Origin of the sequence: Streptomyces sp. NPDC002994, assembly GCF_040611155.1 — a bacterium.
In the GTDB taxonomy this organism is placed as follows: Bacteria; Actinomycetota; Actinomycetes; order Streptomycetales; family Streptomycetaceae; genus Streptomyces.
Genome location: NZ_JBEXNQ010000003.1, coordinates 260,877 through 274,750, shown reverse-complemented (window position 1 = coordinate 274,750; position 13,874 = coordinate 260,877). Strand labels below are relative to the sequence as shown.

Here is a 13,874-nt window from a genome sequence, read left to right as displayed (position 1 = left end):
AGAAGATCGGGGCGTTCACGAGGCACGGGTCGCTTCCGCTTCCCGTCGGATCGTTGAAGCAGTCGCTTCCCCCTCTGCCGCGATGCGCACTCCCGTCCACTGTGTCGTTCCGTTGACCGTCACCGCGAGCGTGATCGTCCCCTGGCGTAGTGCCGTCAGGGTTCCCGTGGCCGGGTCGAAAGTGGCCGCGTGCCGGGGCCGGGCGTCCTTCGCCGGGCCGATGTGGAGGTTCGGGGAACCCGTCCAGTCCGCGCTCAGCGGGAAGCCGACCGGGACGCGTCGCGTGCCCTGGGTGACGGTCGCCTCCACCGCCGCGTCGCGTCCGGCCGGCAGTGCTGACGGTACGTCGAGCGCCAGGGCGTCCACATGAGCGCGCGTCTGGACCGACACCCAGTCCGGGCCCCCGGTCCACGGGCGCTGCCGGGCCGCCGCCTGTTCGGTGCGTGAGACCTTGTCGACGCCCACCAGCGACCAGCCCGTGAAGCCGCCCTCGTCCGCCGGGCCCGCCGGCGTCTTCCCCGAGTTGCCGTTGATCAGGTACGGCACCCCGTCGACGTGCGCGGCGTGGAAGACCCCTACGTGGCTGCCGATGAGACCGGCGCCCTTCCCGGTCGTACGCCGGAAATCGGCCAGCCACCCCTCGATCAGCGCGGCCTCCTTGCGGTCGCCCAGCTGGCTGCCCTTCTGTGCGGTCGGGTCGCGCGGCGGGACGTGTTCGATCAGCATGACGGAGCCGATCCGGTCGTCCTCGGACGCCGCATCCAGCTGCGCCCGCAGGTTCCTGATCTGCGCGAAACCGCCGCCGCGCAGGCTCAGGCTCGACGTGTCGAGCGTGATGAAGCGGGTGCCTTCGTGGTCGAACGTCCGGTGTGCGGGGCCGAATTCGGCGACGAAGTTGTCGATCTTGCCGCCCATCACCTCGTGGTTGCCCGGCACGTAGTACCAGGGCAGGGCGTCCCCGAGCTCCTCCGTCAGGATGCGGCGGGCGAAGGCGAGATCGGCCGGTGATCCCTCGTCGACGAGGTCGCCGTTGATGACGAGGAAGTCGGGCTTCGCCGCCTTGATCTCGCGCAGCGTACGGCGCGCCTGCTCCACGATCGCACTGTCCGGGTCGCGGGCGACGAACTGGGCGTCGGACATCACCGCGAACTGCCAGTCCCTCCCCTCCGTTTCGGCCGCCGGATCGATGAGCGGGTCGACGGGCACGGGCGGGTCGGGGAGTACGACGGTGGGTGGGACCTGGGCGGTCAGCGTGTCGATGACGATCTCGCCCGTGTACTGCTTGGCGGCCGCCGTCTCGGCCAGGTAGAAGCGGTGGACCGCGAGCGGCATCGCCGCGCCCGGCGGTACGGCGAAGGTGACCTGCCGCCAGCCGGTCCAGGTGATGAACGGGCCGCGCAGGAGCTGGTCGGAGCCTGCCGCGTCCTTCAGGTGCAGGGTCGGCCAGGCCCCCTTGCCGTCGCCCTTGATCCACAGCTTGAACGACTGGGGCTGCCCGGCCACGGCGACCGGTGGCCGCGGCGGGTTGGCGTAGGCGGCGCGGGTCGCCGTCGACTGCGTGAAGTTGTACGTGAGTTTCAGCCCCGTGCCGGTGTGGCCTTCGGGCGTCGCCGCGACCGAGCCGCTCGCGCGGGCCTGGGTGAAGGTCCAGGACGCGGCGTCGTCGAAGGCCGAAACCGCCTGTTCGGTCAGGCCGACGCTGACGGCGAGCGCGGTGACCGTGCCGTTTACGGTCGCCTTGACCTGGCCGGCGCCGCCGCTGCCCGTGCGGGGGGTGACGGTGAAGTTGCCCCGGCCGTCGTCACGGATGTCGAAGAGCGAACGGTCGTAGTCGAGCTTCACGTCGCGCGGTTCCACGGGGGCGCTGGTGCCGTGCGCGTCGTACCCGACGATGCCGAACGTGGCGCTCGCCGCCGCGTCCGCGAGCCCCACGCGTCGCGTGGTGGGTTCGACGCGGGCGAGGTCGCCCAGCACGGTCAGGTGCGTGGCCCCCTCAGCGGGACCGCGGTGGGCGCGTACCTTCACGGTGCCGCTGCCGCGCGCCGTGAACAGCCCGTCGCCGTCGACGCGGCCCACGGACGCGCGGGCGCTCTGCCAGTGCGGGTCGCCCTGCGCCGGACCGTAGGTCTCGTCGTAACCGGCGGCGGTGAGTTGCCGCGTCAGGCCGGGGAATACCCGTTCGGGGTGGCCGCCCTTGACCGGGTCCGCGGTGGGTGCGCTGCCGGCGGGCGTACGCGTCTCGACCCAGTAGCCGCGCAGTTCGCCGCTGCCGTCGGGGGCGGTGAGGGCGAGGCCGTTGGGTACGGTGCGTTCGCTGCCGTCGGACGGGCTGTTCTCCACCTGGAGCGCGTCGCTGCCGGGTTCGCGCGCGATCAGGGTCGACGAGCCGCCGCCGTCGAGGTTCAGCGCGCTGTGCGATCCGGCGCGCTTCATCATCAGGGCGAGCTCGGTGAGGGTTACGCCGCCGCTGTCGGCCTGGCGGCCGTCGACGGTGAGTACCTGCATCTCGCTGCCGTCCTTGGAGAAGCCGACGGCGGTGCGGGGCGCGGCGGTGTTGTTGCTCTGGCCGTCGTGGTTCTGCGGTATGCCGTCCACGACCAGCAGTTCGCGACCGCCGACGGCGGTGCGCGGCACGGGTCCGCCGTCGGTGCGGGCCTTGTATTCCATCGCCACTGGGTCGCCCGGCTTGAGCGAGGTGAGGGCGGCGGCCCCGGCCTCGCGTCCGACGAGGACCGTTGTGCCCTCGGGGATGGGTCCTGTGCCGGGCCGGTCGCTGACCTCGACGACCTTTCCGTCCCGTACCGCCGCTTCGGCGACGGGCGTGGCGGCGTCCACCGTCAGCGCGCGGTCGGCCACGCCCCAGCCGGAGTTGTACGCCCCCACTCCTCCGGCCGGCACATTGGCCGCGTTGTACGACGCCAGGGGGTGCGTCCCGGTGGGGAGCGTGAGCGTGCCTTCGAAGTACAGCTGGAGTACGCGGCCGGCACCGCCGGGGCCGATGCCGACGGCCCGGTTGAGGCCGGGGGCCGGGGAGTGGACGGGCTTGCCGTCCTTGATGCCGGGGCCTTGGGGGGCGCCGGTCTGGTTGATGTCGAAGAAGTCGGCGTTGATGGCGGCGACGGTACGGCGGCCCGGCCCCGGGTCGTGCGCGGCGGCGAGATCGGAGACGGAGCGGCGGTCGGAGACCTTGCCGGAGTGGAGGTAGTCGGCCTGTACGCCGCCGCTTCCGTCGTTGCTGTCGCTGCTGTCGTGGTCGAGGTCGACGGAGAGCGCGTCCACGCGAAGCCACTTGTCGGATTCGAGGCGGTCGTACGACGTGAGGCGGACGCCCGGGGCGATCGGGCGGGCGCTGTGGGCGGTCTCGATGCCGTCGCCGTCGACGACGGATCTGGGGCTGCCCGCCGGGGCGCTCGCGGGTGGTGGCGCGACGGGTCTGAGGATTTCCGCCGCGTTACGGGGACGGGGGTCGGGGGTCGTATCGGCGGCCGCGGGGGCGATCGCCCCGGCCGTCAGCGCGGTGACCGTCGCGAGAAGTACGACGGGCCGCCTGAGGGAGCCACCAACTGTGCCAAGGCCCACAAGTCCTCCTGGGGAACGGCTGGTTGAGCGGGCGGGTCAGCGGGTCAGCGGGCAGTAAGCGCTGTCGCCACAGCATTGCCGCGCACGCACCAACGCACCAGGGGTTGACGGAGGCCTCGGGGAAAACTTGCGGCGCCGGTGAGGTGACGCGGGTTGCGCGGGGCGGACGCGATCACGTTAGGGCTCGGCGAGCTTCGCGCGGGGCAGCGACTGGTCGACCGACGCGTCACCCATCCGTTCGGCGTTGCGGAGCGCCGGTAGGTGACGCCCCGTCGGGTGGTGGGCCCTGCGGGGCTGTTCCCCTCCAGCCCCCCAGCCAACACAGACGCCCTCCGGGCATGTCCTCAATCGCCGGACAGGCTGGATTTACGCACGGCGCGCCGGCGAGGGTACGACGGCCTGAACATCACGCACCCCGGCAAGCAGACCGTCGTCTTCGGCAAGGACGGCCGGTCCTGCGGGCCCGACATCAACTGGAGCGGCCCCCACCCGCCGGATCGTGCAGCTCGGCGCGGGCCGCGCCGGGGCCGCCGTGGCGCACGCGCTGCCTCGGCCCTCGCCGCCGAACTCACCGGACGCTTCGGCGCGGGCCGGACGTACGCCGCGCCCCAGGGCCGGCTCGCCGCGCTTCTTGCCGGAGCCGACGGGCTGCTGCACGCCACACCCATGGGCGTGGCCCACCACCCGGGTCTCCCCTTCCCCGCCGAATTGCTGCATCCGGGGCTCTGGGTCGCCGATGTGGTCTACCGGCCGCTCGACACGGACCTGCTGCGCCGGGCGCGCGCCCTCGGCTGCCGCACGCTGGACGGCGGCGGCATGGCCGTGTTCCAGGCCGCGCACGCCTTCCGGCTGTTCACCGGGCGCGAGCCCGACCCGGTGCAGGATGCTCGCCCACATGGCCGCCCTCGTCGCCGACCAGGCAGGAGCCCAACATGCGCAAGTCCATCGCCACCGTCTCCGTCAGCGGATCCCTGACCGAGAAGCTGGAGGCCGTCGCCCGAGCCGGGTTCGACGGCGTGGAGATCTTCGAGAACGATCTGCTGGGGTGTCCGCTGCCGCCTGAGCAGATCCACGAGCGAGCACAAGCGCTGGGGCTGGGGATCGACCTCTATCAGCCCTTCCGCGACTTCGAGGCGGTCACCCCGGACCGGCTCGCGGACAATCTGCGGCGGGCCGACCACAAGTTCCGGCTGATGGAGCGGCTCGGCGCCGACATACTGCTGGTCTGCTCGAACGTCTCCCCCGGCGCCGTCGACGACGACGCGCTCGCCGCCGAGCAGCTGCGCCTGCTCGCCGAGCGGGCCGCGGAACACGGCATCAAGATCGCGTACGAGGCGCTGGCCTGGGGCCGGCACGTCGACACGTATCTGCGTGCCTGGCGGATCGTACGGATGGCGGACCACCCGAATCTGGGTACGTGCCTGGACAGCTTTCACATCCTGTCGCGCGGTTCGGACCCCGGCGGCATCGAGGCCATCCCCGGCGACAAGATCTTCTTTCTTCAGCTCGCCGACGCCCCGCTGCTCGCCATGGACGTACTCCAGTGGAGCCGCCACTACCGGTGTTTCCCTGGCCAGGGCGGGTTCGACCTCGCCGGGCTGCTCGCTCACGTCCTGCGTACCGGTTACGCGGGCCCACTGTCGCTGGAGGTCTTCAACGACAGCTTCCGGCAGGCGGACGCCGGTCGTACGGCCGTCGACGCGATGCGGTCCCTGCTCGCGCTGGAGGAGTCCGTCGCCGAGGTACTCGGCACCGGCTCGCCCCTCCCCCGACCCGCGCAGCCCGAGGGGTTCGCCTTCGCCGAGCTGGCCACCCGGGACCACAAGCGTCTGGGCGGACTGCTCGGTGCGCTGGGATTCGCCCGTACGGGACAGCATGAGACCAAGCCGGTCGAGCTGTGGGAGCAGGGCCGGGCCAGGATTCTCCTCAGCCGCATCCATCCCGACAGCCCCACTGACACCTCGCTGGTGGCCATTGGCCTGGAGTCGCCGGACCCGGCGCTCTCCGCCGCGCGTGCCAAGTCCCTGCTGTCGCCCGCACTCCCCCGTCACCGCGCCGCCGACGAGGCGCCGCTCGCCGCCGTCGCGGCTCCGGACGGCACGGAGCTGTTCTTCTGCGACTCCGCACAGCCGCGCTGGCGCGACGACTTCGATGCCGTCGAACCGCCCCGGGGCCACATCGGCCATATCGACCACGTGGCGCTGGGGCATTCCTGGGACCACTTCGACGAGGCGACCCTCTTCTACCGTTCGGTCCTCGGGCTGCGGCCGCACGAGAGCGTCGAAATGGCCGATCCGTACGGACTGTTGCGCAGCCGCGCCATGTCCAACGCCTCCGGTACAGTCCGCCTCGCCCTAGACATGGCGCACGTCGGGGCTGCCTCGCAGGAGCTGCCCGGGCAGCACATCGCCCTCGCCGACGACGACGTCGTCGCGACCGCGCGCCGGCTCCGGGCCCTGTCCGACGACGTACTGCTGCCGATTCCCGACAACTACTACGACGACCTGCGGGCCCGCTTCGACCTCGGCGAGGCGCGCCACCGGGAATTGCGTGAGCTCGGGCTGATGTACGACAGGTCCGACGAGGGCGAGGGCGGCGAGTTCCTGCACCTCTATACGGTCACCGTCGGCCGGGTCTTCTTCGAGATCGTGCAGCGCGTCGGCGATTACCGCGGCTTCGGCATGGCCAACGCCCCGGTCCGGCTCGCCGCCCAGCACCCACCCGCGCCCGCCCCGGAGCGTGACTAGCCTGCGCATACGAGTGGAGGCCCCATGACCTCGCCGCCGGCCCCCAGGCCGACAAGGACCGCCAGCGGGCGGAGCACATCCGCAGGTCGCCGGCGCTCGCGAACCTGGATACGCCCGCGCTCGACCTGATCAGCAAGATCCTGGACGCGGACCGGGCAAGCAGTGAGTTCGTCACCCCGGACGTGATCGACGTACACATGATGATCAGCGCGTTCTGCGTCTTCCGGATCGCCAACCAGTACACCTTTCGAGGCGCCCTGGGCGGCCACGACCTGACCCGCCGCCAAGCATCGCGCGCGTGATCAGCCGACTGCCGGATCCGGGTGGGGTGCGCCCAGGTAAGGGAAGTCGAGGAGGAGGTCGGTGTGCGGGCCGATGTGGTCGCTGGCGACTTTCCCGCCCGAGATCATGGCCAGCCGGGTCGAGGTGACGTCGTCGGTGAGAGCCCGGCCGTTGGGGTAGGCGGCGGGACGGTTGCGGTCGTAGACCAGGATGTCCGGCAGGACCGTACGCAGGACCTCTTCGGCGGCGTGCGCGTCGTAGCCGCCGGTGTGGCGGAGCACCTCGGTCCACGGCCCGCTGTACGTCGCCCAGTCCTCGGCGGGCTCGCCTTCGTTGTAGGCGTCCTTCGCCTCCTCGGGGTTGAAGTACGCCGTCAGCGACGGGTGGGCCCCGCGGTCGACGGACTTCAGCCGGCCGTCCTGGCGCAGGCTCACCCGCGCCCACACCCCGATCACCGGGTCGGGGCACAGCTCGTCGCTCGGAACCTCCAGCACGATGCCCAGAACGTTCTTGTCGGCTCCCCAGTCCACGCCGGTCCACTGGAAGTCCTTGACGATGCCGTCCAGGTCGGCGAAGAACGGGTCGCTGCGCAGACCGGCCGAGAAGAGGTACGGACCGGCCTCGACCACCCGCGCCTCCGCCCCGAGGGCGACCGGCGCGTCGGTGAAGATCTCCTGCCCGCCGGGCTCCGCGCTGCGGGCCTGCGCCCCCGTCGCCCAGTACACGGTCGCCGTCTGCCGGCCGTCGACGGGCGGGGAGAAGACGAAGCTGAACGCCGCGTCGGCGTGATCGTCGCCGTCGATGTCGACATTGATGCGGTAGACCGCGTCCGGGTGGAACGCCGCGCCCGCGGCCGGGGCGATCGGGTGGACGTTCATGATCAGGACGGTGCGCCCGCCCGGCACCGTGAACGCGAACAGGTCCGTCAGATCCAGCCGCGCGTCGTCCATGGGCGACCGCAGATTCGGCCCGCTGAGGTGATGAGACATGTCACCCACCCTCGGCCCCCGGCCCCTTCCGCGCACGGTGGCGCCCGCCATACGTGGACCGCTGTCCGTGTACGTCACAGACCCTTCGCCGTACGGTGCCGTCTCCTGCCGGCCTCACTGGCTCCGGCCTCGGTCTCCTTCCGGGAGTCGTGCCGGGAGCGAAGGTACGTGGAGTACGTTGTCCCTGCAGCTGGTTCGCTCCGTCAGCCGGACGGAAGCGTCGTAAGAGGGAATCCGGTGGGAATCCGGAACTGCCCCGCAGCGGTGAGTGGGAACGACCGCCGTCATACGCACTGGCCCCGGATCTCCGGGACCGGGAAGCGACGGCCAGTAGGTGCCCGCCGGGTGCAAGCCCCCGGCAGGCCGGCCCGCGAGTCCGAAGACCTGCCACTGCCCGCGTGCGACCCCGCATGCGGAGATCTCGGTGACCTCGAGGGCGGGTCGGCGGTAACGGGCAGGCGCGGCACGGCTGTTGTGAGCCGTCCGGTGTGCTGTCCGGTACGCCGTTCCTTCGCGTCCTCGCCCGGTTGCCGGGGTCGTCTCCGCGACTCGCGAAGGAGAGTCCCGTGGCTGACCGTTTCGCCACCCCGCATTCGCTTCCCACCGTGCACGGCTGGCCCCGTCAGGGCCCGCGCCGGGAGCTCAAGAAGGCCGTCGAGGGCTACTGGGCGGGCCGCATCAGCGCCGCGTCCCTGCGCCGGACCGCCGCCGAACTGCGCCGCGACACCTGGCAGCAGCTGGCGGACGCCGGCATCCGGGAAGTGCCCACCGGCAGCTTCTCGCTGTACGACCACGTACTGGACACCGCCGTGATGGTCGGCGCGATCCCCGCGCGCCACCGCGCCGCCTTCGCCGCCGATTGGCTGGACGGCTACTTCGCCATGGCGCGCGGCACGGACCGTGGCGCGCCGCTGGAAATGACCAAGTGGTTCGACACCAACTACCACTACCTGGTGCCGGAACTCCGCCCGGACACCACCTTCACCGCCGACTCCCGGGGCCCGGTCGGGGAGTTGCGGGAGGCGGTCGCACTCGGCCACACCGCCCGTCCGGTGCTGGTCGGCCCCGTTACGTTCCTGCTCCTCGCCAAGGCCGCCCCGGACGTCGCCGACGGATTCGATCCGCTCACCCTGATCGACCGGCTGCTGCCGGTGTACGCCGCAGTCCTCGCGGACCTTCGGGCGGCGGGCGCCGACTGGGTCCAGTTGGACGAGCCCGCCCTCGTGCAGGACCAGTCCCCGGCCGTGCTGAGCACCACCGCCCGCGTCTACCGCGAGCTCGGCGCGCTCACCGACCGGCCGAAGCTCCTTGTCGCGTCGTACTTCGACCGTCTCGGCGAGGCACTGCCCGTCCTCGCCCACGCTCCGGTCGAGGGCCTGGCCATGGACTTCACCGGGCCGGGTGCCGCGAACCTCGACGACCTCGCCGCGGCCGGCGGTCTGCCGGGCAAGCGGCTGATCGCCGGGGTCATCGACGGCCGTAACGTATGGATCAACGACCTGGAGAGCTCGCTCTCCACCCTCGCCACCCTGCTCGGGCTCGCGGACCGGGTGGACGTCGCGCCGTCCTGCTCCCTGCTTCATGTGCCGCTGGACGCCACCGCCGAACGCGACCTGGACCCGCAGGTCGCCCGCTGGCTGGCCTTCGCCCGGCAGAAGGTGTCGGAAACCGTCACCCTGGCCACCGGCCTGAGTCGCGGCGCCAACGCCGTCGCGCCCCAACTCGCCGCGAACCGGGCCGCTCTGGCCTCCCGCGCCGCCTCCGCGCTCACCCACGACCCGGCTGTACGCGCCCGCTGCTCGGCCATCACCCCGGCGCAGGCCCGCCGCCCCGAGCCGTACGCCGAGCGAACAGCGGCCCAGCGGGCCCGGCTCGGCCTGCCGCTCCTGCCCACGACCACCATCGGCTCGTTCCCGCAGACCACGGAGCTGCGCGGCGCCCGCGCCGATCTGCGGGCGGGGCGCATCGACTCTCCGGCGTACGACGAGCGGATCGCGGCGGAGATCCGCGAGGTCATAGCCTTCCAGGAGAAGGCGGGTCTCGATGTGCTGGTGCACGGCGAACCCGAACGGGGCGACATGGTCCAGTACTTCGCCGAGCAGCTCACCGGCTATCTCGCCACCCGGCACGGCTGGGTCCAGTCGTACGGCACGCGCTACGTCCGGCCGCCCGTCCTGGCCGGTGACGTGTCGCGCCCCGAGCCGATGACGGTGCGCTGGACGTCGTACGCCCAGTCGCTCACCGACCGCCCGGTCAAGGGCATGCTGACCGGGCCCGTCACCATGCTCGCCTGGTCGTTCGTCCGCGACGACCAGCCGCTCGCCGACACGGCCCGCCAGGTCGCTCTGGCGCTGCGCGACGAGGTCACCGACCTTGAGGCGGCGGGCACTCGCGTCGTCCAGGTCGACGAACCGGCGCTGCGCGAGACGCTGCCGCTGCGCGAGGCGGCCCGGCCGGCCTACCTGGCCTGGGCCACGGAGGCCTTCCGGCTCACGACCGGCGGCGTACAGGCCCACACCCAGATCCACACCCACATGTGCTACGCCGAGTTCGGCGCGGTGCTCGCGGCGATCGACGACCTCGACGCCGATGTCATCAGCCTCGAAGCGGCCCGCTCGCACATGCAGATCGCGCGCGAGCTCGCCACGGCCGGGTACCCGCGTGAAGTGGGTCCCGGCGTGTACGACATCCACTCCCCTCGCCTACCGGCCGAGCGTGAGATCACCGATCTCATTGATCTGGCCCTGCGTACCGTCCCCGCCGACCGGCTGTGGATCAACCCGGACTGCGGCCTGAAGACCCGTACGCCCGCCGAGGTCCGCCCGGCGCTGGAGAACCTCGTTGCCGCCGCCCGCCGGATCCGCGGCTGAGGGACGACCACCACCATCGGAACCCGCCGGGCAACCCGGCGGGTTCCATCCGTGAATTGAACGCGCCCCATTGCCAGTCGACTTGCGCAGCTCTACGCTCACACGATCCCACCCATGAACATCGTTCACATATGGGGAAGTGAGTCATGCGAAGCAAACTCCTCGCCACCGCGGCCGGCCTCGCGGCTGTCGGCGGCCTGGCTCTGGCGCCCAGTGCCCATGCGGAAGTCGAGCCCGGCGGCTGGACCTCGGTCTCGCCGTCGTTCAACGTCCAGGAAAGGGGATGCGGCCAGGTCGACGACCTGACGTTCACGCTGACGTGTTCCACCGCGAGCGGTGATCAGCGCGCCGAGCGCCGCTATGCCACGTACACCGGAGGCACCCGTCAGTTCGAGGGCTACTTCCGGATCACCAGCATGGGCGGCACCCGGATCAGCCTCAAGCAGACCTTCAACGACTCGGCTCCCGGCCCGTACTTCATGCTGGCGGCCGAGCGCGGCGGCCGCCTGTACGCCGTGCACGGGGGCACCACGCTGTCGAACGCGGGGACGGTCGGAGCGACGGTCCGCGTCAACACGGTGCACCAGGTGGGCAACCAGCACCGGACGTACATCAACGGTTCCCTGAAGCACTCGCACGACAGCCCCGACGGCAGCTTCTACGACAAGTTCGGGGCGTACCGCACCAGCGGCGGCAACGGCCCGGCCACGGTGGTCTGGAGCAACGTGAAGTTCTGGCGCAAGTGACCGCGACGGCCAGGGCATGGGCCGGGGCCTCGGCGGCGGCGCTCGTCCTCGCACTGGCCGCCTGCACTTCTCCGCCGTCCATGGCCAAGACCACAGGTACGGCCACGGGCACGGCCACCCGCCTTACAGCGGTCCTCGACTCGCCAATCGACATCACCCTGCGGTGGACGGGCGGGGAGAGGGGCGCGGCGGGCCGCGTCGTCGAGTTCGCGACGCAGGCGGCGGGCCCGTACACGATCCTCCAGTACGTGTCCCCGGAGCAGCGGACGTACCGGCATCCCGATCTGATACCGCGAACGTCGTTCCACTACCGCCTTCGCCCCTACTACGGCCCGGCGTCCCAGCCGGTCGAAGTCGCCCTGCCGCCGGGCGGCTTGACGGAGCAGGACCAGCGACACGACCACGAGTGGGCGCCGCCCCGCACGGTCGGGGGCCGGGTCGTACCCACGCACCCGGTGCGGGACGACGCCGCCGCCGCGCCGAAGGGCCTGAAGGCGACCGTCGAGCACGCCAACGGCATCCGCTTCACCTGGACCGACCACGCCGGCGACGAGGAGGCCCAGCTACTGGAAATCAGGCCGGCGGGAAGCCGGTCGTTCCGGCCGGCCGCCGTCCTGGATCCCGACGTCAATTCCTTCGGCCTGATCACGCTGCCCGAAGAGAAGAAGGCGTCCTACCGGATCCGCGCCCTCGTCTACGGCAAGCAGTCCAACGTCGTACGCCTCAGAACCGGCGCGGAGCCGACGGCTTCGGCTACAGGCCGCTGAGTTCGCGCACCGTCGCCATGTCGCTGAACGGGATCAGCTGCTCACCGACGATCTGGTACGGCTCGCTGCCCTTCCCCGCGACCAGCACGATGTCGTCCGGCCCGGCGGCGGACAGCGCGTACGCAATGGCGCTGCGCCGGTCGGCGTACCGCTCGAAGGGGGTGCCGGTCGCCGCGAGCCCCGGGGTGATCTGGTCCAGGATCTCCTCGGGGTTCTCGTTCCTCGGGTTGTCCGAGGTCAGTACGCACAGGTCGGAGTGCGTCCCGGCGATCTGGCCCATCTCGGCCCGCTTGGTGATGTCACGGTCACCGCCACAGCCGAAGACGGTGACGACCCGCCCCTTGGCGAAGCCGCGGATGGTGGTCAGGACCTTTTCGAGCGAGTCCGGGGAGTGCGCGTAGTCCACGATCACGGACGTGCCGCCCGGCGTCTCGAAGCGCTCGAAGCGCCCGGGGGCCGTCGGCATCCGGTCCAGGGCCGCGACCAGGCCGGCCAGATCGTGCCCCAGCACATGGCAGGCAGCCACGGTGGCGAGCGCGTTGGCGACCGAGAAGCGGCCGGGCACGGGAATCGCCGCCGGGTACTTGCGGCCGTCGTGGTGGAGCGTGAACCGCGTGCCGTGGCCGTCCATGCTGAGGTCGGTGGCCCGGTAGTCCGCCTCCGCGTCGATGGCGTACGTCGCCACCGCGTCCGGCATCATGGCCACGATCGAGGCACCCACCGTGTCGTCCACGTTGACGACCGCGCGCCGGCAGAGCCCCTGGAAGAGGCGCAGTTTGGCGTCCCGGTAGTTCTCCATGGTGCCGTGGTCGTCCAGGTGGTCCTGGGAAAGGTTGGTGAAGACGCCGACGTCGATGAACGCGTCGTCCACCCGGTGCGTCAGCAGCCCCATCGAGGTCGCTTCGAGCACCACGGTGGAGACCTCGCGGTCCCGCATGCGGCCCAGCAGGTACTGGAAGTCCGGCGACTCCGGCGTCGTCAGGACCGACCGCGGCATGGGGATCATCTCGTCCCCGATGCGGCTGCCGCCCGTCCCGATGACACCCACCTCGGCGCCCTCGGCGATCCGCAGCAGGGACTCGACCATGTACGAGACGGAGGTCTTGCCGTTGGTTCCGGTGACGGCCACCATGTCCATGGCCCGTCCGGGCTCACGGTAGTAGCGGGACGCTACGGCCGCGGCCGCCTTCCGGGTGTCGGGTACGCGTACGACGCAGACGCCCGCGGCCGCGCCGTCGGCCCCACTGTCACCGTCGACGAGCACCGCCACCGCGCCGCGCGCGATCGCGGGGCCGACCGCCTCGGGTCCACCGCCGACGTGTCCGGGGACGGCGATGAACAGCGTGCCCGGTGATGCCCGGTGGGCGTCGAAGCAGGTGCCCGCCGTGATCGTCGTCTCCGGATCCCCCGCGAGGACCTCGTGGTCATGGCCGGCCAGCAACTCGCTCAACTTCACAGGGGTCCTCTCGGGGGGCGGGGTATACGGGGAATGCGGGGTATGCGGGTACGGCGACAGCCAGGTCGTGCGGTGCGGTGCGGTGCGGTGCGACAAAGGCGGCGCCCCCGCCCCGGCAACCTCCAGCCGCTTCCGGCGTTTGAGGAGCGGGGTCCGGGGCGAAGCCCCTCACGCGGTGGGGGAAAGCGCCACAGGCGGAAAGGCCGCACTAAAAACCGGCGGTGAGCACCTTGGGCTCCACCGGGACGAGGGGAATCGCTAGCCGTGGCCGTGCAGGGCCCGGCACAGGGCATGAGGAGGCCGGCTCAGGCACTCCCCGGCTCCACGTGTGCTGCGACTCATGCTCTGGAGTGTACGGCCCCGGGGCGGCCCGGAGCACCCCTGTGAGAGGCGGCCGGTGGGCCGGTGGCACACTGGCCGCCGATTCGCCGAAGGAGC

At 71.6% G+C, this 13,874-nt stretch carries 7 protein-coding genes, 2 pseudogenes and 1 riboswitch; of the genes and pseudogenes, 6 read left to right on the top strand and 3 right to left on the bottom strand.

Features of this window, described 5'->3' with window-relative positions; all coding sequences use genetic code 11:
• Nucleotides 1-15: 15 nt before the first annotated feature.
• Complete coding sequence (locus ABZX79_RS05005) at nucleotides 16-3,579, bottom strand: phosphodiester glycosidase family protein (protein WP_355251713.1); 3,564 nt, start codon at nucleotides 3,577-3,579, stop codon at nucleotides 16-18.
• Between the two features lie 261 nt (nucleotides 3,580-3,840).
• Here ABZX79_RS05005 and ABZX79_RS05000 point away from each other — a divergent pair.
• The 3 genes and pseudogenes from ABZX79_RS05000 to ABZX79_RS04990 all read left to right on the top strand — a co-directional run.
• Nucleotides 3,841-4,486: pseudogene (locus ABZX79_RS05000) on the top strand (shikimate dehydrogenase); the annotation flags it as partial.
• A gap of 25 nt (nucleotides 4,487-4,511) precedes the next feature.
• Entirely contained in the window at nucleotides 4,512-6,326 is a 1,815-nt protein-coding gene (locus ABZX79_RS04995; RefSeq protein WP_355251710.1) for a TIM barrel protein, read from the top strand.
• Between the two features lie 74 nt (nucleotides 6,327-6,400).
• Nucleotides 6,401-6,628, top strand: a pseudogene (locus ABZX79_RS04990) (hypothetical protein); the annotation flags it as partial.
• On the opposite strand, the gene ABZX79_RS04985 reads toward ABZX79_RS04990, so the two are convergent.
• A complete protein-coding gene (locus ABZX79_RS04985; RefSeq protein WP_355251707.1) occupies nucleotides 6,629-7,597 on the bottom strand; it encodes a DUF4331 family protein in 969 nt (322 codons plus the stop codon).
• 174 nt (nucleotides 7,598-7,771) lie between these two features.
• Nucleotides 7,772-8,004: riboswitch (cobalamin riboswitch) on the top strand.
• Nucleotides 8,005-8,163: 159 nt separating this feature from the next.
• Here ABZX79_RS04985 and metE point away from each other — a divergent pair.
• The 3 genes from metE (at nucleotide 8,164) to ABZX79_RS04970 (ending at nucleotide 11,980) form a co-directional block, all read left to right on the top strand.
• Nucleotides 8,164-10,467, top strand: coding sequence for a 5-methyltetrahydropteroyltriglutamate--homocysteine S-methyltransferase (gene metE, locus ABZX79_RS04980; RefSeq protein ID WP_355251704.1), 2,304 nt, complete (start codon nucleotides 8,164-8,166; stop codon nucleotides 10,465-10,467).
• Between the two features lie 146 nt (nucleotides 10,468-10,613).
• Complete coding sequence (locus tag ABZX79_RS04975; protein ID WP_355251701.1) at nucleotides 10,614-11,213, top strand: hypothetical protein; 600 nt, start codon at nucleotides 10,614-10,616, stop codon at nucleotides 11,211-11,213.
• Nucleotides 11,210-11,980 (top strand): fibronectin type III domain-containing protein, encoded by a 771-nt coding sequence (locus tag ABZX79_RS04970; protein ID WP_355251698.1) that lies wholly within the window; start codon nucleotides 11,210-11,212, stop codon nucleotides 11,978-11,980. The genes ABZX79_RS04975 and ABZX79_RS04970 overlap by 4 nt, the downstream gene beginning before the upstream one ends.
• Here ABZX79_RS04970 and ABZX79_RS04965 read toward each other — a convergent pair.
• On the bottom strand, nucleotides 11,967-13,436 hold the full coding sequence (locus tag ABZX79_RS04965; RefSeq protein ID WP_355251695.1) for a UDP-N-acetylmuramoyl-L-alanyl-D-glutamate--2,6-diaminopimelate ligase: 1,470 nt from the start codon (nucleotides 13,434-13,436) through the stop codon (nucleotides 11,967-11,969). The two genes, ABZX79_RS04970 and ABZX79_RS04965, sit on opposite strands and share 14 nt — an antisense overlap.
• Between the last annotated feature and the right edge of the window lie 438 nt (nucleotides 13,437-13,874).

What these genes read in the sequence shown, in the direction of transcription:
- ABZX79_RS04985 (WP_355251707.1), bottom strand. Translation starts at nt 7,597, where the DNA reads ATGTCTCATCACCTCAGCGGGCCGAATCTGCGGTCGCCCATGGACGAC.
- ABZX79_RS04995 (WP_355251710.1), top strand. Translation starts at nt 4,512, where the DNA reads ATGCGCAAGTCCATCGCCACCGTCTCCGTCAGCGGATCCCTGACCGAG.
- ABZX79_RS04975 (WP_355251701.1), top strand. Translation starts at nt 10,614, where the DNA reads ATGCGAAGCAAACTCCTCGCCACCGCGGCCGGCCTCGCGGCTGTCGGC.